Annotated in this window: 21 protein-coding genes and 1 riboswitch; of the genes, 7 read left to right on the forward strand and 14 right to left on the reverse strand. The window is 64.2% G+C overall.

Annotated elements, in window-relative coordinates; translation table 11 throughout:
* Nucleotides 1-7: 7 nt before the first annotated feature.
* The 8 genes from ACE10Z_RS37775 to ACE10Z_RS37810 all read right to left on the reverse strand — a co-directional run bounded on the left by ACE10Z_RS37775 (nt 8) and on the right by ACE10Z_RS37810 (nt 8,769).
* Complete coding sequence (locus ACE10Z_RS37775) at nt 8-841, reverse strand: XdhC family protein (RefSeq protein WP_375785230.1); 834 nt, start codon at nt 839-841, stop codon at nt 8-10.
* A complete protein-coding gene (locus tag ACE10Z_RS37780) occupies nt 841-2,052 on the reverse strand; it encodes a VWA domain-containing protein (RefSeq protein WP_375785231.1) in 1,212 nt (403 codons plus the stop codon). Before ACE10Z_RS37780 ends, ACE10Z_RS37775 begins: the two co-directional genes overlap by 1 nt.
* A complete protein-coding gene (locus ACE10Z_RS37785) occupies nt 2,049-2,921 on the reverse strand; it encodes an AAA family ATPase (RefSeq protein ID WP_375785232.1) in 873 nt (290 codons plus the stop codon). The genes ACE10Z_RS37780 and ACE10Z_RS37785 overlap by 4 nt, the downstream gene beginning before the upstream one ends.
* Entirely contained in the window at nt 2,918-5,344 is a 2,427-nt protein-coding gene (locus ACE10Z_RS37790; RefSeq protein WP_375785233.1) for an aerobic carbon-monoxide dehydrogenase large subunit, read from the reverse strand. The genes ACE10Z_RS37785 and ACE10Z_RS37790 overlap by 4 nt, the downstream gene beginning before the upstream one ends.
* Entirely contained in the window at nt 5,341-5,841 is a 501-nt protein-coding gene (locus ACE10Z_RS37795; RefSeq protein ID WP_375785234.1) for a (2Fe-2S)-binding protein, read from the reverse strand. Before ACE10Z_RS37795 ends, ACE10Z_RS37790 begins: the two co-directional genes overlap by 4 nt.
* Nucleotides 5,842-5,851: 10 nt before the next feature.
* Complete coding sequence (locus tag ACE10Z_RS37800; protein WP_375785235.1) at nt 5,852-6,715, reverse strand: FAD binding domain-containing protein; 864 nt, start codon at nt 6,713-6,715, stop codon at nt 5,852-5,854.
* Between the two features lie 174 nt (nt 6,716-6,889).
* A complete protein-coding gene (locus ACE10Z_RS37805) occupies nt 6,890-8,086 on the reverse strand; it encodes an MHYT domain-containing protein (RefSeq protein WP_375785236.1) in 1,197 nt (398 codons plus the stop codon).
* Nucleotides 8,087-8,187: 101 nt separating this feature from the next.
* Entirely contained in the window at nt 8,188-8,769 is a 582-nt protein-coding gene (locus tag ACE10Z_RS37810) for a 6,7-dimethyl-8-ribityllumazine synthase (protein WP_375785237.1), read from the reverse strand.
* Nucleotides 8,770-8,847: 78 nt separating this feature from the next.
* Nucleotides 8,848-9,002: riboswitch (FMN riboswitch) on the reverse strand.
* Between the two features lie 437 nt (nt 9,003-9,439).
* Here ACE10Z_RS37810 and ACE10Z_RS37815 point away from each other — a divergent pair.
* Nucleotides 9,440-9,940 (forward strand): YbjN domain-containing protein, encoded by a 501-nt coding sequence (locus ACE10Z_RS37815; RefSeq protein WP_029081955.1) that lies wholly within the window; start codon nt 9,440-9,442, stop codon nt 9,938-9,940.
* Between the two features lie 243 nt (nt 9,941-10,183).
* A complete protein-coding gene (proC, locus tag ACE10Z_RS37820) occupies nt 10,184-10,948 on the forward strand; it encodes a pyrroline-5-carboxylate reductase (RefSeq protein WP_375790023.1) in 765 nt (254 codons plus the stop codon).
* A 149-nt stretch (nt 10,949-11,097) separates the two neighbouring features.
* On the opposite strand, the gene ACE10Z_RS37825 is transcribed toward proC, so the two are convergent.
* From ACE10Z_RS37825 to ACE10Z_RS37840, 4 genes are all read right to left on the reverse strand, one after another.
* A complete protein-coding gene (locus tag ACE10Z_RS37825) occupies nt 11,098-11,508 on the reverse strand; it encodes a thioesterase family protein (RefSeq protein WP_375785238.1) in 411 nt (136 codons plus the stop codon).
* Nucleotides 11,509-11,662: 154 nt separating this feature from the next.
* Nucleotides 11,663-11,866 (reverse strand): tautomerase family protein, encoded by a 204-nt coding sequence (locus tag ACE10Z_RS37830; protein ID WP_044538952.1) that lies wholly within the window; start codon nt 11,864-11,866, stop codon nt 11,663-11,665.
* A gap of 114 nt (nt 11,867-11,980) precedes the next feature.
* Nucleotides 11,981-13,495, reverse strand: coding sequence for a histidine--tRNA ligase (hisS, locus tag ACE10Z_RS37835; RefSeq protein ID WP_375785239.1), 1,515 nt, complete (start codon nt 13,493-13,495; stop codon nt 11,981-11,983).
* A 261-nt stretch (nt 13,496-13,756) separates the two neighbouring features.
* Complete coding sequence (locus ACE10Z_RS37840; RefSeq protein ID WP_375785240.1) at nt 13,757-14,836, reverse strand: branched-chain amino acid aminotransferase; 1,080 nt, start codon at nt 14,834-14,836, stop codon at nt 13,757-13,759.
* A gap of 330 nt (nt 14,837-15,166) precedes the next feature.
* Between ACE10Z_RS37840 and ACE10Z_RS37845 the strand changes: the two genes are divergently transcribed.
* The 3 genes from ACE10Z_RS37845 to ACE10Z_RS37855 are packed head-to-tail and all read left to right on the forward strand — an operon-like array spanning nt 15,167 to nt 17,835.
* Nucleotides 15,167-15,715 (forward strand): MarR family winged helix-turn-helix transcriptional regulator, encoded by a 549-nt coding sequence (locus tag ACE10Z_RS37845; RefSeq protein WP_375776910.1) that lies wholly within the window; start codon nt 15,167-15,169, stop codon nt 15,713-15,715.
* Nucleotides 15,716-15,717: 2 nt separating this feature from the next.
* Complete coding sequence (locus tag ACE10Z_RS37850) at nt 15,718-16,440, forward strand: response regulator (RefSeq protein WP_171948219.1); 723 nt, start codon at nt 15,718-15,720, stop codon at nt 16,438-16,440.
* Between the two features lie 9 nt (nt 16,441-16,449).
* The gene (locus ACE10Z_RS37855; protein WP_375785241.1) at nt 16,450-17,835 is read left to right on the forward strand and encodes an ATP-binding protein; all 1,386 of its coding nucleotides are present in this window, start codon (nt 16,450-16,452) and stop codon (nt 17,833-17,835) included.
* A gap of 522 nt (nt 17,836-18,357) precedes the next feature.
* Here ACE10Z_RS37855 and ACE10Z_RS37860 read toward each other — a convergent pair.
* Complete coding sequence (locus ACE10Z_RS37860) at nt 18,358-18,888, reverse strand: DUF3617 family protein (protein ID WP_353702135.1); 531 nt, start codon at nt 18,886-18,888, stop codon at nt 18,358-18,360.
* Between the two features lie 43 nt (nt 18,889-18,931).
* On the reverse strand, nt 18,932-19,231 hold the full coding sequence (locus ACE10Z_RS37865; protein WP_375785242.1) for a hypothetical protein: 300 nt from the start codon (nt 19,229-19,231) through the stop codon (nt 18,932-18,934).
* A gap of 166 nt (nt 19,232-19,397) precedes the next feature.
* On the opposite strand from ACE10Z_RS37865, the gene ACE10Z_RS37870 reads away from it, so the two are divergent.
* Together ACE10Z_RS37870 and ACE10Z_RS37875 are read left to right on the forward strand one after the other, a co-directional pair.
* Nucleotides 19,398-19,874, forward strand: a complete 477-nt coding sequence (locus ACE10Z_RS37870) for a hypothetical protein (RefSeq protein WP_375785243.1) — start codon at nt 19,398-19,400, stop codon at nt 19,872-19,874.
* Nucleotides 19,875-19,988: 114 nt separating this feature from the next.
* Nucleotides 19,989-20,675 carry a ribonuclease T2 gene (locus ACE10Z_RS37875; RefSeq protein WP_298367239.1) on the forward strand — a complete coding sequence of 229 codons (687 nt, stop codon included), beginning with the start codon at nt 19,989-19,991 and terminating at the stop codon, nt 20,673-20,675.
* Nucleotides 20,676-20,753 lie beyond the last annotated feature (78 nt).

Genomic DNA, 20,753 nt, shown 5'->3' on the forward strand with positions numbered 1-20,753 from the left:
TTGCGGCTTACCTCCCTGTATTGGCGGCGGCACGCTGGCCGCGGCGACGCGTGATGGTGATTTCGGCGAGGATCGACATTGCGATCTCCTCCGGCGTGATGGCGCCGAGATCGAGCCCGGCCGGCGCCTTCACGCGATCAATCCTGGCAACCTCGAGACCGGCGGCAATCAGCTTGTCGCGTAGCGCGGCCATCTTGCGCTTGCTGCCGACGAAGGCGTGGTAGGCAGCGTCAATCTCGATCGCCGACTTCAGCGCAGCCTCGTCACCCTTGCCTTGCGTCGACACCACGACGAAGCGAGCGGCTTTGTTGAGATCGCCCGGCCGCAAGCCATCGACGACCACGTCGGCATCGGGTTCGGCGGCAAGATCGGATGCCGGCGCTGCGAGCGTCACGTGATAGCCGAGTTGGCGCGCTTGAGCTGCGAGCGACAGCGCAACGGGACTTGCGCCAAGGATAACCAGCGAGGGATGCGGCAAGACCGGCTCCACGAAGATATCCATCGTCCCCTTGCTAGGACACATATTCGAGGCGAAGCGCACACCGTCCCTGCTCTCGCCAGCGACAACGCCGAGCTCTGCAAGCAAATTCTCCGGCTGCACCGAGACCATGCGCGGCTCGCCGTCGATCAGCGCCTCCCGCGCCGCCTTCAGGACCGCCCCTCTGGCGCAACCTCCGCCGATCCATCCCGCCACGATCGTGCCGTCCGGACGGATGATCGCCTTCGCCCCCGCCTTGGCGGCGGTCACGGAGACCGTGCGGACGACGGTCGCCAGCACGAAGGCCTGCTCAGCGGCCTTCATCTGTGTGACCAGATCCATGATCTCGACATGCACACCCATCACAGCCTCGCCAGATAGGGCTCGAGCGCCATCAAGCTTGCTAGCGTGTTAGCCGGCGCATAGAGATCGACATGCGGCAGTGCCGCCTTGATGCCGCGGGCTTCCGGTGTGTAGCCCTGCCATCCCATCATCGGGTTGAGCCAGGCGATGCGGCGGCAGCGGCGGCCGAGGGCAGCCATCTCGCGACCGAGCAGAGCAGCATCGCCGGTCTCATAACCGTCGGAGACGATCATCACGCAAGTGCGCGAATGGATCACGCGCGCGGCGTGCCAGCGATTGAAGGTCTGCAGGCTCTCGCCGATCCTGGTGCCGCCGCCCGCGCCTTGCGCCATGATCGAGAGCCGATCAAGCGCGCGGCCTGGATCGCGCTCTTTCATCGCGTCCGAGACGTGAGCCAACCGCGTGTGGAACAGGAACGCCTCGGCTTCGCGGAACTCGTCGAGCACGCCGTGAATGAAGCGCAGGAAGACGCCCGTATACATGCTCATCGAGCCCGACGCATCGAGCAGGACCACCAAGCGCAATGGCTTCGGCTTGCGCTGCCGCTTCACCAGGCTGATCGGCACACCGCCGTGGCTGATGTTGCGATGAATCGTACGGCGCAAATCCAGACGATGGCCGCAGCGGCGGGCCAGCTCCCGCCGTGTCAACCGCATCTGCATGGCGCGCGCCAATCGCGCCGCGGCAAGATGAGCCAGCTCCACCTGCTGCGGGTCGGCCAGGTCACGAAAATCCACTTTGGCGAGATTGTCGGCGCCCGAAGCTCCTTCCATGCGCCCCTCACCGGAGCGCTCATTTTCGGCTCCGTCGACCGATGGAACTTGATCCATTGCCGTCTCGGCGCTGGTTCGCGTCTGCGTGGGCTGGTTAAGCAAACTCTTCAGTGAGGGATTATTCGCAGGCTTGGCTGCGCCAGTCGTGATTGAGCGTGATCGCACCCGCTTGCCGAGCCAGAACGCATCAAAAATTCCGTCGAACTTGTCCCAATCGGCCTTGCGGGTCGAAAACAGATGCTTGAGCGCCGGGCGCAACAGGCCCGGCAGTGCCGCGTAGCCCGTCCCCATCAGGGCGGCGGCATCCTGCCCCTCGGCAAGCCCGACGGCGAAGCCGTTGTCGCGCAGGGTCCGCAGGAAGGCCGCGAGCTTGCGCGAGACGAGACGGGACACCTCGCGAACGTCATTGATGTCGGGCGATGCGCCGCAGCAACTCATGCGACCCTCCCGAGCAAACGTTGCGTGACCTCGCGCGAGACCCGCGCCTTGTCTTCCTGCGTCTTGAGCAGGCACATCAGGGTTTCGTGCACCGTCTCGGGCGCATCGTGCAAATCCTTCACATCGAGCCCAATCAGTGCAGCGGCCCAATCCAGCGTCTCGGCGACGCCGGGCACCTTGCGCAGTTCCTCCTTCCGGACGCTCTCGACCATGCGGGCGATCTGCAGCGCCAACGAGGCACTGATGCCCGCGACGCGCGCTGTGATGATGCGCGCCTCGCGGTCGACATCGGGATAGTCGACATAGTGATAGAGACAGCGGCGGCGCAGTGCATCCGAGAGCTCGCGCGTGCCGTTAGACGTCAGCACGACGTGAGGGATCGCGATCGCCTTGATCGTGCCGAGCTCGGGAATCGTCACCTGGAAGTCGGACAACAACTCCAGCAGAAACGCCTCGAACTCGTCGTCCGCGCGATCGATCTCGTCGATCAGCAACACCGGCGACCTTTCGCGGCGGATCGCTGCAAGCAACGGCCGCTCGAGGAGATATTTCTCGGAGAAGATCTGATCCTCGACCGCATCCGCGCCGGCGCCGCGGTGCGCCTGGATCGACAGCAACTGCCGCTGGTAGTTCCACTCGTAGAGTGCCGCCGACTGGTCGAGCCCTTCGTAACACTGCAGGCGAATCAACTCCGTGCCGTGAACGGTGGCGAGAGCCTTGGCCACCTCGGTCTTGCCGACGCCCGCCTCGCCCTCCAGGAGAAGCGGACGCCGCAGCTGTTGCATGAGCGCGATCGCAACCGCGAGCTCGCCGTCGGCGACATAGCCGGCGTCGCCAAGAGCGCGCGCTATCTCGTCACGGGTCTTCATGCCGAAGCGAACACGCCGAGACTCTTCGCCGCCGCCCAGTTCCGCCAGAAATCATGCGGCATCTGGATGTGGGTCGAGCCGAGGAACGAAAACGCATCGTTGACCGCGTTGGAAAACGCCGGCACGCCGCCGACATTCGGGCTCTCACCGACACCCTTGGCACCGATCGGATGATGCGGCGACGGGGTGACCGTGAAATCCGTTTCCCAATGCGGAGTCTCGACCGCGGTCGGCATGAAGAAATCCATGAACGAGCCGGTGACGACATTGCCTTCGGCGTCGTAGCGAATTTCCTGGCCCATCGCGATGGCGAACGCCTCGGTGAGGCCGCCATGCACCTGGCCCTCGATGATCATCGGGTTGATCCGTGTGCCGCAATCATCGAGCGCATAGAAGCGCCTGACCTTATAGACACCTGTATCGACATCGATGTTCATCACGCAGATGTAGGCGCCGAACGGATAGGTCATGTTCGGCGGATCATAGTAGCTGACCGCTTCCAATCCCGGCTCCATTCCGGGCGGCACCGAATTGTACGCCGCCCAGCAGATATCCTTCATCGACATGAACTTCTCGGGCAGACCCTTGATGCGGAAGCCGTCGATGTCCCATTCGAGATCGTCCTCGTGAACCTCGAGCTTGTAGGCCGCGATCATCTGCGCCTTGGCCCTGATCTTTCGCGCGGCCATCGCGATCGCGGCGCCTGCGACCGGCGTCGAACGCGAGCCGTAGGTTCCGAGGCCATAAGGCGCCGTATCCGTGTTGCCTTCCTCGACCATGATGTTGTCGGCGGGAATACCGATCTCGGTAGCGATGATCTGTGCCCAGGTCGTCTCGTGGCCCTGGCCCTGGCTCTTGGTACCCATCCGCGCGATGCCCGCACCGGTCGGATGCATCCGGATTTCGCAGGAGTCGAACATCGCAATACCCAGGATGTCGCAATTCTTCGATGGGCCGGCGCCAACGATCTCGGTGAAGAACGACACGCCGATGCCCATGATCTCGCGGGTCTCGCCCCGCTTGAAGGCGGCACGCATCTGCTCCTGCTCCTTGCGGAGCTCGGCGTATTTCACTGTCTCCATCGCCTTTCGCATGGCGGTGCCGTAGTCGCCGGAATCGTATTCCCAACCGAGCGCGGAGTGGTACGGAAACTGCTCCGGCTTGATGAAGTTCTTCAAGCGCAGTTCGGCCGGATCCATTCCAAGCTTCTGTGCCAGAATATCCATCGCACGCTCGATGCAATAAGCGGCCTCCGTGACGCGGAACGAGCAGCGATAGGCAACGCCGCCCGGCGCCTTGTTGGTGTAGACGCCGTCGACCGCAAGATGCGCGGTCGGGAAGTCGTATGATCCGGTGACGATATTGAAGAAGCCGGCCGGCCATTTCGACGGGTCGGCGCAGGCATCGAAGGCACCGTGATCGGCCAGCACGTGGACGCGCAGGCCGGTGACCTTGCCCTCCCTGGTCGCGGCAATCTCGGTCGTCATGTGGTAGTCGCGGGCGAATGAGGTCGCGGTCAGGTTCTCGATGCGATCCTCGACCCATTTCACCGGCTTGCCGGTGACGATGGACGCAACGGCGGCGCAGATGTAACCGGGATAAGCGCCCACCTTGTTGCCGAAACCGCCGCCGATGTCAGGCGCGATCACGTGGATCTTCTGCTCCGGCAGCTTGGCGATCAGCGCCACGACGGTGCGGATCACATGCGGCGCCTGGAAGGTGCCCCAGATCGTCAGTTCGCCCTTGACCTTGTCGAAGGAGCAGACGCACTGGCAGGTCTCGAGCGGCGACGGATGGGTGCGATGATAGGAGATCATCTCCTTGATCGTCACCTCGGCCTTCTTGAAGGCGGCATCCGTCAATTCCTTGTCGCCGACGGTCCACTCGAAAATATGATTGTGGTGCTTGCGCGGGCCATGGGCACCGCTGGTCTTGCCGGCGAGATCTTCACGCAGCACCGGCGCATCCTGGTCCATCGACTTGAACGGGTCGACCAGCGGGGGCAGCGGTTCGTACTCGACCTTGACCTTGTTGATGCCGTCATCGGCGGCATAGCGGTCCGTCGCGACGACGAACGCCACCTCCTGGTTCTGGAACAGCACCTTGCCGTCAGCCAGCACCATCTGCACGTCGCCCGCCAAGGTCGGCATCCAGGCGAGGTTGACGGTCTTCAGTGTCTCGGCGGTGATGACCGCGAGCACGCCCGGCACCTTCAATGCCTCGGAATCATCGATCGACTTGACGCGCGCATGCGGATGCGGCGAGCGCACGAAGTCGCCATGCAGCATGCCCGGTAGCTTCACGTCGTCGACGTAGTTGCCCTTGCCTTGCGTGAAGCGGACGTCTTCGACGCGCTTGCGCTTGCAGCCCATGCCTTCGAGCGCGGCCGTGCGTTGTTCCCGCGTGGGAGTCATATCGTTCATTCTGCGGCCTCCCGGAATTCCACGCCGTTGATCTTGGCGGCAGCGTATTGAATGGCTTTGACGATGTTCTGGTAGCCCGTGCAGCGGCAGATATTGCCGGAGATGCCCATCCGGATCTCCTGCTCGGTCGGCGACGGATTTTCCTTCAGCAGCCGTTGCGCGCGCATGATCATTCCGGGTGTGCAGAAGCCGCATTGCAGACCGTGCATCATGCGGAAGCCTTCCTGCAGCGCCGACAGCGAGCCGTCGGGATTGGCCATGCCCTCGATCGTGGTGATGTCGGAGCCGTTGGCCTGCACCGCGAACATGGTGCAGGATTTCACCGACATGCCGTCGATATCGACGGTGCAGGCGCCGCAATGCGTGGTCTCGCAGCCGATATGGGTGCCGGTCATCTGCAGGTTCTCGCGGATGAAGTGCACCAGCAGCGTGCGTGGCTCGACGAGGCCTTCGACCTCGGCGCCATTCACGTGCATCGTGATATGCGTCTTTGCCATTCGCCCCTCCTCAGGCCGCGTTTGCGGCGGCGCGTTGCAACGCACGCGTCACCATGATGCCGCCGACATGCTTGCGGTATTCGACCGGCCCCCGCGCGTCCGCAGCCGGGGCCATGATCGCCTCCGCGGCCGCCGCAGCCTTCTTGAGCGTGGCGGCATCAAGGCTAGTACCGATGACCGCCTTGGCCGCAGCGTCGGCCAACAGTGGCGTTTCCGAGAGATTGGTGAGCCCGATCGTGCAGGTCGCGACCTTGCCGCCGGACATCGTGAGCACCGCAGCCGCGGCGGCGGTCGCGTAATCCCCGACCTTCCGCTTCAGCTTCTCATAGGCGTAACCGTGGCCGGCCGGGGGGACCGGGATGGATATCGAGGTCAGCAGTTCACCCGGCTCGATCGCCGTGAAATAGGCGCCCTGATAATATTCGGCGGCCGCAATCTCTCGCCCGCCATCGGGCCCCTCGAGATGGTAGGTCGCGCTGAGCGTCATCATCAGCGCCGGCATATCGTTGCCGGGATCGCCATTGGCGACATTGCCGCCCACGGTGCCGCGATACCGGACCTGGGGATCGGCGATCAGAAGCGCTGCTTCGTGCAGAATGGGGATGGATTTGGCGACCTCATCGGCAGCAAGCAAGTCGTGCTGGGTGGTCATGGCCCCGATCAGCAGCTTGCTGCCGTCGCGCCGAATGCCCCTGAGGTCGGCAATCCCGTGCAGGTCGACCAGATGCTCCGGGGTGGCCAGCCGAAGCTTCATCATCGGGACGAGGCTGTGGCCGCCGGCTAGCGGACGAACTTCGTCGCCAAGCGTCGAAAGCAGTTTCACTGCGTCGGCCAATGTGGCCGGCCGGTGATAGCTGAACGAACCGGGAATCATTGTCTCCTCCATGTCGTCCTGCGGCCTTGCGGTACCCGCGAACGTTGGAGGGAGGCTCGCTGGGCGCGGATTCGCCCGCAATAAGCGCAGCACGGGAGTTGAAAATTCGCACGAAATGCCACCTGACGCGCACGAAATGCGTCAGTTGTTGCTCCCCATCCGTGAGAGAGGCGCTCAGGCCGTGCGGCGAACGAGCCCGAGTCGGGCCTTGACCTCGGCGATTTTGGCCCGACTCACCGGAACCAGGTGTGGAGACGGACCGTCCAGTTCCAGGACCGCCCCGTCACCCTCTTTCCGGACAAGGGCGACATGGGGAATTGCCACGATATGGCTGCGGTGCACCCGCAAAAACAGGCGAGGATCGAGCAGCGCCTCGGCTTCCGAGATCGACCAGGGACACATTCGCTCCCGGGTCCCATCGTGCACCTTTGTGTAATGGGCATCCGCCCTCACGCTGCGAACTTCGGCGGCATCGATGAAATGGGTGCCGTCTGCTCCCTCGACAGGCAGCCGGGACACCGGCGCCGCGCGCGGGGGCTGGCCAATTCCGCCCAACGGCGTCGGCCGAAGCGGCGGGTCGGCCTCGACAATGCCGCCGGCCGCCGTTTCGATCGGCTCGAAGCCTGCCCTGGCGGGGTCCGTGGTCGCCGCCACCCGCTTCCGCGGGTCGGGCACCAACGACAGCAGGAAGCCTGCGGCGATCACAAAGCAGAGCAGGGTCACGACCAGTGACAGCATCTGCGACGACGCCACCAATCCCTCCATGTGGTGGTGGGCTTCGCCCTCAGATGGAGCAATCTGCATGCCGGCCATCGCCGTGTAGTGCATTCCGGAGACGGCAACGCCGAAGGCCACCGCACTCAACATCAACTGCACGCCGCCGTGCCGCGCCAGGAATGCGCGCAACCCGCCATAGGCCGCGGCGATCGCGATCACGACCGAGAGCACGACCATTCCCGGAGCATGCGTCATCGCGAAGTCGCCGGACAGCCCGTGCATGCCGACATAGTGCATGCTGACAATGCCGAGCCCCAACAATATGGCCGACGAAGCAACACGAAGCATCGATGGTTCGCCGATGCTGACGAAGAACAGCGATATGCCGACCACCAGCGCACATATCAGAAAGGAAATGATGGTCGGCAACACCAGGTAGACGGCGCCGACCGGCAAGGGCGCGGCCAGCATGCCGACAAAATGCATCGTCCAGATGCCAATCGCGAGGAAGGATGCTGCACTCGCGAGCAACAAGCGATGACCGGAATCCGGTCTGCCGCGGATGCGCGCAGCCAGGCCGAACCCGGTGTAACCTCCCAGAATCGCGATCACCACCGAGAGCGCGACGAGATAGGGATCGTGTCCTTCGAACATGATCGTCTCGGCCGGGCCGTCGTCACGGCGAGGCCTCCTCCCACCGCCGACTTTATAGATACGGCGGTGGGAATGACAATCAGACGATTGGAAGGCCGCCGCTAGCCGGGAATTCCCGCCGCGACCTGGCCGCGCAGACGTTCCAGGCTGAGCAGCGTGTTGGCGCAGGCCTCCGCGACCTCGATCCCCTTGATCGCGAAATGCTTGCGAAAGAAGTCGTAGTGCACCTCGGTCTCGTGGAATTGCTGCGGCGTCAGCACCGCCGAGAACACCGGCACCTCGGTGCGCAACTGCACGTCCATCAGCGCCTTGATCACGGTGTCGGCGACGAATTCGTGGCGGTAGATGCCGCCATCGACGACGAGACCGGCCGCGACGATCGCGGTGTAGCGGCGGGTCTTCGCCAGCAGCTGCGCATGCAGCGGGATCTCGAACGAGCCCGGCACTTCGAACACATCGACATTGGTGATGTGGCGCGCCTCGATCTCCTTCAGGAAGGAGATGCGGCACTCTTCCACCACATCGCGATGCCAGGACGACTGCACGAAGGCAACGCGCTGCGGCTTGGCGAAGTGCGGATGCTCCGGCGCCGGCGGACTAGCCGGCGTATCGGGAGCGCTTGCTGCTTCGGAGGTTTGGACTTGAGAAGCTTGAACGTCTTGGTCTTGCAACATCTGATTCATGGCTTTCCTCTTTCAGGACCAGAATCAGGGCACACGGACAACGACACAAGCCCACGCGAAAATCGCGTTGGCTGCCGCAACCGTTCTCTTTCATCCGGACTGTAACCGTCGGCTTCGGAATTGCACCGAATCTGCTGACCCTTCTCCCGGCTTCACGGAAGAAGGCGCTCGCGGGCTTGGGCTCATCACCCTTTACCGCCGGTGGGGATTTTCGCCCCGCCCTGAGAACATCGGCACGCCCGGGATGGACCTGCCTGAGGCGAAATATGACCAAACCGCGACAGCTGGGCAAGCACCTTTGGCATGGGGAAACGGCATGTCCCCATGAGCGCGCTGCGGCTCTTGCAGAGGGCGCCCGAAAGGCTGATTCACGCGTGCGGCGAGGCGCCGGAAAATGGTTAATAAACCGTTACGCGAACGCTTCGATTCCGATTTGTTCGCAAAATCACAAGTGTGGCGGAGATCAGCTGTGGACGATGCGCGCTTTGGCTGTGGACGGACTCGGCGTGCGGTTGCGCGGATTCCGCAAATCACATCACTTCATCGGCGTCAGGTCCAGGGGCATCCGGAAGCCCGGTCAAGGAACTGCACTCGGCCACGACGCAGTATGTCGCAAGTGCCGGCTTCCGTGTGCGTATCAAGCGATCATAAGAACAAGGTCCGAGACGGCATGTCCCTCCTCGAAAGCATTATCGATTCCCGGAACAACCCGCTTGCGGTGGTCGAGGATATCGCTACCGACAACAACTGGGCGTTCGAGCGTTCCGGCGAAGACGAGGTGACGATCGTCTCCAAGGGAGACTGGATCGATTATCAGCTCTCCTTCACCTGGATGGGAGAGATCGAGGCGCTGCATCTTGCCTGCGCCTTCGACATGAAGATGCCGCAAGCGCGGCGCGCCGAGGTGCAGCGGCTGGTCGCCGCGATCAACGAGCAATTGTGGGTCGGCCATTTCGATCTGTGGACCCACACCGGCATGGTGATGCATCGTCAGGCGCTGGTGCTGCCCGGCGGCCTCACCGCCTCCACCGCACAATGCGAGAGCATGGTGGTCAACGCGATCCACGCCTGCGAGCGCTATTATCCGGCGTTCCAGTTCGTGGTGTGGGCCGGCAAGTCGACCGCCGAGGCGATGGCTGCGGCGATGTTCGACACCGAGGGCGAGGCGTAAGCGGCTGTAGCGCGACGCCTCCACACGTTCGGTGTCGTCCCTGCGAAAGCAGGGACCCAGACTCCGCGGCCGCGGGGCTTGAGCAAACTGCTTGTGGCTGGCGTCACGCTTCACTAGAACCGCCTGTGGTTATGGGTCCCGGCTCAAGGCCGGGACGACACAGAGTTTGTGGAGCCACCTGTGAACACAAGCAGCGCATTGACTGATACCACCGGCACCATCGCGCTTGCGGGCGCGGGCAAGATGGGCGGCGCAATGCTGACCGGCTGGTTGGCGCAGGGCCTCTCGCCCAAGCATGTCGCGGTGATCGATCCGCATCTTTCGCCCGAGATCTCCGCGCTTGCCACCAAGGGCGTGCGGCTCAATCCGCAGGCGAAGGATCTCGGCACGGTCGACACGCTTGTCGTCGCGGTGAAGCCGCAATCGTTCCGCGACGCCGGCGCCGCGCTGAAGTCGTTGGTCGGCCCGTCGACACTCGTGGTCTCGATCATGGCCGGCACGACGATGTCAGTGCTGGAAGAAGTGGTCGGCGGCGCGGTGGTGCGCGCGATGCCGAACACGCCGGCGGCAATCGGCCGCGGCATCACGGTCGCGGTGCCGTCAAAGCGCGTCACCGCCGCGCAGCGCGCCACGACGGATGCGCTGCTGAAAGCAACCGGGCTGGTCGAATGGGTCGACGATGAGAACCTGATGGACGCGGTGACCGCGGTCTCCGGCTCCGGTCCGGCCTATGTCTTCCTGCTCGCCGAGGAGCTCGCCCGCGCCGGCGTCGCAGCCGGCCTGCCCGAGCAGCTCGCGACCACACTGGCGCGCGCGACCGTGGCCGGCTCCGGCGAGTTGCTGCATCGCTCCGATCTGCCGTCGGCGACGCTGCGGCAGAATGTCACCTCGCCCGGCGGCACCACTGCGGCCGCACTCGAAGTGCTGATGGCTGATAACGGCATGCAGCCGCTGATGACCCGCGCGATCGCCGCCGCGACCCGGCGCTCGAAGGAATTAGCGAAGTAGTTCTCGCCGACCACAAATCGTCCCGTCACCCTGAGGTGCTCGCGGAGCGAGCCTCGAAGGGTGCACGGCCCGCGGCCCATCCTTCGAGGCACGCTCCGCTCGCACCTCAGGATGACGTCTGAGTGCGCGGATCGGCCTCGAGGCTTCATCTACTGCGCTTGGCCCGAGGTCCCGGCGAGCCGCTTGTTGAAGCTCTCGACATTGATCAGGCCGCGGGCGTGGCGGCCTTCGCCGAGCTTGCGCGCCCCCTCAAAGGCCTCGACCTCGAAACGGATCACGCGGCGCTCGACCGCGATCACTTTTGCGGTGGTCCGGACGGTAGCCCCGACAAGCGCAGCCGCGAGATGGCGGATATCGACCTCGGTCCCAACCGTGACCCAGCCGGGCTGCAGCGCACCGCGGATGGCATCACCCGACGCCATCTCCATTTCGAGGATCATCATCGGCGTCGCATAGACCATCGGCATGCCGGGCACAAAATGCCCGACCGTGCGCTCCTGCGGCACCACGAGCATGCGCTCGGCGCTCATGCCGATCTTGATGAAGTCGCGTGCGTCCATTGGCGCCTCAAAACGACTGTCGTCCCGGCCTTGAGCCGGGACCCATAACCACCGACGCTTGTGTTGCGATGGCTGGGGCCCCAGCGGACATACACAACAAGCATCGGTGGTTGGGTCCCTGCTTTCGCAGGGACGACCCGTGGAGAGATAGGGGCTATTTCTTCGCGGCGGCAGCGCGCTCGACGAAGGTCTTGCCACCCTTCATCTTGTGATGCAGCGGCGCTTCGTTGATCTGGATCACGACGGCATCGGCGTCGACGCCGAGGTTCTTCACCAGCGCCTGGGTGATGTCGCGCATCATGCCGGCCTTCTGCTCGTCGGTGCGGCCGGCGGCCATGCTGACAGTGATCTCGGGCATCGGAATAACTCCCTTGTTGTTGTTGACGCGCAAAGCCGAACGTCTGCCGGCTTGGCTGGCGCGCCATCTTTTTGAAGATGGATGCGCGGGTCAAGCCCGCGCATGACAAACCAGCTATCCCCAGTTCACGTCGTGGCGCGCGAGCACCTCGCGAACCTTGGCGACCAGATCAGCCTCGGAGCAAGAGAACTGGGCGGGGCGCGTTTCGCGCCATTCCTGATTGGACGCGATCGCAGCCGCCGCCTTGGCGCCCTCGATCAAATCCTTGATCTGCACCTCGCCGCGGGCCTTCTCATCCAAGCCCTGGATGATCACGCAGGGCGAGTTGCGGCGGTCGGCATATTTGAGCTGGTTGCCCATGTTCTTCGGGTTGCCGAGATAGAGCTCGGCGCGGATGCCGGCCTGGCGCAGCTGCGCGACCATCTTCTGGTAGTCGGCGACGCGGTCGCGGTCGAACACGGTGACGACGACGGGCCCGAATTCGGCTCGCGTGTCGAGCTGGCCGAGCATCGTGAGCGCGGCCTGCAGCCGCGAGACGCCGATCGAGAAACCGGTGGCAGGCACCGGCTCGCCGCGGAAGCGCGAGACGAGACCGTCGTAGCGGCCGCCGCCACCGACCGAGCCGAACCGCACCGGGCGGCCCTTCTCGTCCTTGGTGTCGAGCAACAGCTCAACCTCGTAGACCGGGCCGGTGTAGTATTCGAGACCGCGAACGACGGTGGGATCGATGCGGATGCGATCGGCGCCATAGCCCGACGCCGCGACCAGTTTCGCGATCTCTTCCAGCTCGCTCACGCCGGCCTGACCGACTTCACTCTTCGCGAGGTAGGTCTCGGCTGCAGCGATGGCGTCCTTCCAATCGTCGCGCTTTTGCGTGACGGCCAGCACGATATCGGCATCCGCCGGGCTCAGCTCGGCGCCCTTGGTAAAGTCGCCCTTGCCCTCTTCGCCGCCATCCCATCGCCCGGGACCGAGCAGCTTGCGAACCTCGTCGGCAGGAAACTTGTCGAGCTTGTCGATCGCGCGCAGCACCGTGAGCCTGCGGCCGGCATTGTCGTCGCCGCCGAGACCGATCGCCTCGAGCACGCCGTCGAGCACCTTGCGGTTGTTCACTTTCACGACGTAGGCGCCGCGCGGAATGCCCAGCGCTTCCATCGTATCGGCCGCCATCATGCAAATCTCGGCGTCGGCCGCCGGCGTTGCCGAGCCGACCGTGTCGGCATCGAACTGCATGAACTGGCGGAAGCGGCCGGGACCGGGCTTCTCGTTGCGGAAGACATAACCGAACCGATAGGACCGATAAGGCTTCGGCAGCGCGTCGAAATTTTCCGCGACATAGCGCGCGAGCGGCGCGGTCAGGTCGTAGCGCAGCGAGATCCACTGCTCGTCATCGTCCTGGAACGAGAACACGCCTTCGTTGGGACGGTCCTGGTCGGGCAGGAATTTGCCGAGCGCGTCGGTATATTCCATCGCCGGCGTCTCCACCGGCTCGAAGCCGTAGAGCTCGTAGACGGCGCGGATCTTCTCGACCATCGCCCGCGTGGCATTGATCGCGGCCGGGCCGCGATCTTCCAGCCCGCGCGGCAGGCGCGCCTTCAGTTTCTGGGGTTTTTTGGGTTTCTCGGCCATGTCTGATGTCGGCTGCAAGTCAGTATTGACTTTAAGGCCGGGTTATCAGGCAGGGCTCTGTGCCGCAAGCGCCTGGCGCCTTCTTACCTCGCCCCGCTTGCGGGGAGAGGTCGGAATTCAAGCAAAGCTTGAATTCCGGGTGAGAGGGACTCTCCAAACATCCCGGTGCGGATAAGGCCCCTCACCCCACCCTCCAAGAGCAGCTTCGCTTGTCTCGCCCCCGCAAAGTGCGGGGCGAGGGAGCGATAGAGTGCGCCTACCTTACGCGACGTTCCTGATCCAGTTATGCGGGTCGTTGGTGCGACCGTACTGGATGTCGACCAGCTTCTTGCGCAGGCCCATCGCGACCGGGCCGGCCACGCCGCCGCTGATCTGGAAGTCGCCGCTCGCCGAGCACACCTTGCCGATCGGCGAGATGACGGCCGCGGTGCCGCAGGCGAAGGCTTCCTTCAGCTTGCCGCTGGCGGCATCAGTGCGCCATTGCTGGATCGTGTAAGGCTCCTCGCGCACACGCGTGCCGGTATCCTTGGCAAGCGCGATGATCGAGTCGCGGGTGATGCCGGGCAGGATGGTGCCGAGCGGCGGCGTCAGCAGCGAGCCGTCGTCGAAGGCGAAGAAGATGTTCATGCCGCCGAGTTCCTCGATGTAGCGGCGCTCGACCGCATCGAGGAACACGACCTGGTCGCAGCCGCGCTCGATCGCTTCCGCTTGCGCGCGCAGGCTTGCAGCATAATTGCCGCCGCACTTGACGGCTCCGGTGCCGCCGATCGCGGCGCGCGTGTAATTCTCCGACACCCAGATCGACACCGGAGCGGGACCGCCCTTGAAATAAGAGCCGACCGGCGAAGCGATGACCGAGAAGATGTATTCCGCCGACGGCTTCACGCCGAGGAAGACCTCGCTCGCGATCATGAACGGCCGCAGATAGAGGCTGCCCTCGCCGCCCGGGATCCAGGCGCGATCGATCCGCACCAGTTGCTCGACCGCCTCGATGAACACGTCCTCAGGCAGCGGCGCCATCGCCATGCGCTCGGCCGAATCGTGGAAGCGCCGGGCATTGGCGTCGGGACGGAACAGGTTCACGCCGCCGTCGTCGCGCTTGTAGGCCTTGAGACCTTCGAAAATCTCCTGGGCGTAGTGCAGCACCGCGCCGGCCGGATCGAGCGGAAAATTCGCGCGTGCCTCGACGCGGGCGCTGTGCCAGCCCTTGCCCTGGCTGTAGCGGACGATCGCCATGTGGTCGGTAAAGACGCGGCCGAAGCCCGGGTCCACGAGCTTCGCCGCGCGATCCTTGTCGGATGTGGCATTCGGCGAAGGCTGGATGTCGAATTTCAAAGTCATTTTTCTTGCTTTCCGCTATCGGAACCGGCGCCATACCGGGCACCGGCGTGTTTCCCCCGGAGCCATCAGGCTCGGCTGGTGCGAACTTCACCACCGCCGGCAACCCGGCCGGTTTCCATCGCCAACATGCCGTTTAGACATGCTTTTGCGGAGTGCTGAAGTCCAGTATGTTTGCCGAAATGCCGCTCGACAATCGCACGGTAGTCCAATTTGCGGCCCAAACCGCCTCACAGGCTTTTTCAGGCCGTCTCAAACGCTGTCGGAAACGAAACGATCTAATGTTTCGCCGCGACAGGCAGTTTTGTAACATTGAACCCAAGATACGTCAATATGACTGACATAAATTTCTCAGGCATGGCTGCCAAGCCCGATTCGCAGGGAGATGATCACGCTCCTGCGGCGGGCGGCCGCGACCTGCGCTGGGACATCATCGAGCTGTTGTTCTTCGCCTACCGCGACTTTGTCGGCGACGCCGACCAGGAACTGGAGGCGTTCGGCTTCGGCCGCGCCCACCACCGCGTCATCCACTTCGTCACCCGCTACCCCGGCTTGAAGGTCGCCGACCTGCTCGACGTCCTGCGCATCACCAAGCAATCGCTCGGACGCGTGCTCAAGCAGCTGCTGGACGAAGGCTACATCGTGCAGAAGACCGGCAACAATGACCGCCGGCAGCGCCTGCTCTACGCCACGCCGAAGGGCGAGGCGCTGGTCGCCAAGCTCGCAGGGCTGCAGACCGACCGCATCAACCGCGCCGTCGCCGGCATCGATCCGGCCGGCGTCGAGACGGTTCGCCAATTCCTCCGCGCGATGATCGACCGCGACGATCCCGACAAGGTGCTCGAAGCGATCTTCGGCGGCGGCAGAAAAACAAGGGAGTGAACCTGGTGCAGGCTGCAACCCTGGTGCGCACGCCGGTCGAGCCGGCCGACGATGCGCCGCATCTCCTGCTGGTCGACGACGACCGGCGCATTCGCGACCTGTTGTCGCGCTTTCTCTCCGGCGAGGGCTATCGCGTCACGACGGCCATGAGCGCCACCGACGCACGCGCCAAGCTGCTCGGGCTGCATTTCGACCTGCTCATCCTCGACGTGATGATGCCCGGCGAGAACGGCTTCGACCTCGCCCGCTTCATCCGCACCTCCTCGACGGTGCCGATCATCATGCTGACCGCCCGCCATGAGGCGGAAGCCCGCATCGAGGGCCTGCAGATCGGCGCCGACGACTATGTCGCCAAGCCGTTCGAGCCGCGCGAGCTGGTGCTGCGTATCGGCAATATCCTCAAGCGCACCGCGCCGCCGCAAGTCACGGTGGTCGAGCAGATCGCGTTCGGCCCCTACATCTTCCACATCGAACGCAGCGAGCTGCGTCAGGGCGAGGAGATCATCCATCTCACCGACCGCGAGCGCGAGATGCTGCGTATCCTCGCAAGCGCACCAGGCGAGACCGTGCCGCGCGGCGAGCTGACCAGCGGCGGCACCGTCAACGAGCGCGCGGTCGACGTGCAGATCAACCGCCTGCGCCGCAAGATCGAGCACGATCCCGCCAATCCGCTGTTCCTGCAGGCGGTACGCGGCATCGGCTATCGCCTGGTCGCCTCGCCGTAAGATCCAGCCATGAGCACGCTCGACACCGGCCTGACCCTGATCAAGAACGCCTCGCAGCGCGTCTCGAAGGCGAACGGCTGGATGGGCAATGCGTTCAAGAGCTGGATGCCGACCGGCCTCTATGCGCGCGCGCTGCTGATCATGATCGTGCCGATGGTGATCCTGCAGACCGTGGTCGCGTTCGTGTTCATGGAGCGGCACTGGAACACGGTGACGCGCCGCCTGTCCGCCGCGGTGGTCTCCGACATCGCCGCGCTGATCGACGTCTACAAGATCTATCCGCAGGACAAGGACCGCGCGCAGCTGCGCGGCATCGCCCAGAAGCTGCAGCTGGTGGTCGACTTCCTCCCCGCCGGCGACATGCCGCCGCCGGGACCGAAGCCGTTCTTCTCGCTGCTCGACCAGACCCTGTCGGTGCAGCTCGGCCGCCAGATCAGCCGTCCGTTCTGGATCGACACCGTCGGCAAGTCCAACCTGGTCGAGATCCGCGTCCAGCTCGACGATTCCGTGATGCGGATATTCGCCCAGCGCAGCGCGGCCTACGCCTCCAACTCGGAGATCTTCATCTTCTGGATGGTCGGCACCTCGTCGATCCTGCTGATCGTCGCCGTACTGTTCCTGCGCAACCAGATCAAGCCGATCCTCAGGTTGGCCGATGCCGCCGAAAGCTTCGGCAAGGGACGAGAGGCGCCGAACTTCCGGCCGCGCGGTGCGCGCGAGGTACGACGCGCGGCACAGGCCTTCATCGAGATGAAGGCGCGCGTCGAGCGTTCGATCGAGCAGCGGACCGCGATGCTCGCCGGCGTATCGCACGATCTGCGTACCATCCTGACCCGCTTCAAGCTCGAACTCGCCTTGATCGGCGAAGGCCCCGAGATCGACGCGATGCGCAAGGACGTCGACGAGATGTCGATGATGCTGGAGGACTACCTTGCCTTCGCGCGCGGCGATTCCGGCGAGGTCGCGCAGCCGACCGACATGGCGATGGCGCTGGAGGAATTGCGCAGCGACGCCGAACGCCACGGCCACACCGCGACGGTCGCGTTCCACGGCCTGCCCGTCGTCACGGTGAAACCGGCCTCGTTCAAGCGCTGCCTCGCCAACCTCGTTTCCAACGCGGCGCGCCACGCCAACACGATCTCGATCACCGGCCAGCGCGACCATCGCTATCTCAACATCACGGTCGACGACGACGGCCCCGGCATCCCCGCCGCCATGCGCGAGGAAGTGTTCAAGCCCTTCCTGCGGCTCGACGACGCCCGCAACCAGGACGAAGGCGGCAGCGGCCTCGGACTTGCGATCGCCCGCGACATCGCCCGTTCGCATGGCGGCGACATCATGCTCAGCGAAAGCCCGATGGGCGGCCTGCGGGCGGCGGTGCGGATACCGGTGTAGCTACCAGCGGTAAGACAGGGCGCCGATCACCTGACGCCGCTCGCCGGCATAGCAGTAGCCGGACTGGCGATGCACGACACTGGATCGATTCAAGATGCGCAACACTGGAGCGATTCAAAAAGACATGTCGTCACAGCAAACATTTCCGCACGGCGAATTCGCTGCACGTCGTCTCCCTCAGAGAGTCTCGCGTGCGAGACACGCAGCGATCATTCAATGATGTTGATGTCGCCCAGCAATGCGCGCTTGCGCGTGGCCGCGACCAGCACCCGATGTCTTGTTTGACATCCATTCTATTGAAGGTGAGAGGCCGGTGACCGTTGTGCGGAGTCGGCGCATGATCCAACGGCATCATTGCAAGCTGACGGGGTCGCGCGAACGCACGCCCGATGACAGACAGCGCAAGATCGCATTGCAATCTTGTCGCAAGCTAACCGCAGTGGTGGTGTGCAAAACGTCACGTCCTCTCGACATGAGAGAGGACGCGCTCAGGCGCGCGCCGGCAATCGAATGCGCTGAACCCTACTTCTGCTTGGGCAGAAGGCCCTTCAGCTTTTCCATATCCTTGATGTTCATCTTCATGCCGCCGGGCATGATGATGTCACCGGGCTTCTGGTCGCTCTTGCAGGCGCCGAGCCATTTCGCCTCGATGGTCATCGTGGTGTCGCGGGAGCCGGCCGCGCCGCCTTCCGCGTGCGAGGTGCTCTTGACCGTGTAGGCGGAATTGAAATCGCCGACGATCTCGGCATGGCTCTGCATCGACATGCCGGCGACGCTGCATACGCTGTCGCTGACATAGCCGGTCGCGGTCTTCTGGATGTCCTGCTTGGAGCAGACTTCCTTGGCCATCGGCGAGGCCGCCGCGCTCATCTCCTTGTCGGTGGTCTCGTCGGTGCAGTGCTGCATGGTGATTTCCGGCATCGGCCCGCCGGTACGCACCATCTTCATCTCCCACAGACCCGCCTTGCGGATCGGCAGGTCGACGGCGCTCGCGGCACCGGTGGACAGGACAAGGCAAACAGCAGAACCAAGCAAGGCAAGCTGTCGGGTCATGCGGTGAGCTCCCGGCTGAACGATCGAAGGATTTGGAGTGCGCTCAGTAGAGCGTGCGCACCGGCCTCTGGGCCGAACCATAGGGCACCCAGCGGCAGGAGAACGAGATGTAGCCACCCGGGTAGCGCTGCACCGCAAGGAACTTGACCACCTTGCCGTAGGAAGCGCAGTGATCGACGGCGAGCTGCCGCGCGTCGGTCTGGGCCGCCAGCGAATAGGCGATGATGCCGCCGGTATCATTGCCCTTGAACGGCGGCACCGGCTGCATCCAGTCGGCCCGCGCCGGACCAACGGCCAGCATCCCGCAAACGGCAACCAGGCACGCGGCCAATTTCCTTCGCATCGCAGACTCCATTTCGCTTCAGACCAACATAGAGTGCGCCGGCGATCATGGAAAGAACGAGCCGGCTCGTGGAGGTGGACTTCTCCGCAGGTGTTGCCGCGCTGCACTTGACCTCGCCGGGGCTTCACGGCACCGTCCGCCGCATCTGATCATCGGGTGGATTCCCATGCGCAACCTGTTCAACTCCCCCAATAAGCTCGGCCGCACACTTGGCCTCGGCGCCGCGCTCGTGGTCGGCACGCTGGCTTTCGGGGGTACGGCCCAGGCCGCCAATCCGTTCGAATTGAATTTCTGGCTGTCCGGACCGCGCTACGACGGCAATGTGGCCCCCTGCGAGAGGGCGCTGCCGGTCATCAGCTCGCAATTCCAGGAGAAGGAAGCCACCTTCTGGAATTCGCCGCTCGTGATCACCGGCTACAACCGGGTTCACGAAACCGCATTCCGCCCCTGGCAGTCCGACAATATTCCGCGCCGCTATTGCTCGGGCGATGCGATGCTGAGCGACGGCAAGGTACGCAAGGTGCACTATTCGATCATCGAGGACGGCGGTTTTGCCGGCCTCAGCCAGGGCGTCGACTGGTGCGTCGCCGGGCTCGACCGCAACTGGGCCTATAACCCGTCCTGCAAGGCCGCCCGGCCCTGATTTTCGACCAGTTCGGTCATAACGGAAGCCGCCGCCATCCAGACGGCGGCTTTTGTTCTTGAAGTGTTCTCACGGCCTGCTAGGCTCCGAATGGTCGCGTGAGGGGAGCGTTTGATGCCTCGGTTGGTCACAATTTCCCGATTTCTGATTTCAGCTGCCTTTGTCCTGTGTGGTGCAGTTGGGGCCTCGGCCCAGGATCGCCGGCAGAATGCGCCGGGTGAGTTCGATTTCTACGTGCTGTCGTTGTCGTGGTCGCCCTCGTTCTGCGAGGCGGCGAGCGAGCGCGGCAACAATGGCCGCGGCACGCAGGCGCAGTGCGGCGGACGGCCCTACTCCTTCGTGGTGCACGGGCTGTGGCCGCAATATGAGCGGGGCTTTCCGGAATACTGCCAGCGGCCCTCGCCCCGCCTCGCCCGCAACATCATGACCTCGATGCTCGACCTGATGCCGGCGCCCGGGCTGATCTACAACGAATGGGACAAGCACGGCACCTGCTCCGGCCTCGGCGAACGGGCCTATTTCGAAGCCATCCGCAAGGCCCGCGCCGCGGTGAAGATCCCCGAGGAATTCCTGCAATTGACGGAGCCGAAGACGATCGCGCCCGACGAGTTGGAGACGGCGTTCATCAAGGCCAATCCGGGGCTCAGCAACTCCGCGATCTCGGTGACCTGCGACAGCAAGCGGCTCAGCGAGGTTCGGATCTGCCTCAGCAAGGATCTGCAATTCCGTTCCTGCGAGGAAATCGATCGCCGCGCCTGCCGCCGCGATCAGGTGCTGATGCCGCCGGTTCGCGGCGGCTGAAGTCCCGTCCACGTCACGGCCGGGCAAACGCGCGTCGTCGCGCCGAGTATCCCGGCCATCGACGCCGTCACGAAACTA

The sequence above is a fragment of the Bradyrhizobium sp. Pha-3 genome, assembly GCF_042258615.1.
Taxonomy (GTDB): Bacteria; Pseudomonadota; Alphaproteobacteria; order Rhizobiales; family Xanthobacteraceae; genus Bradyrhizobium.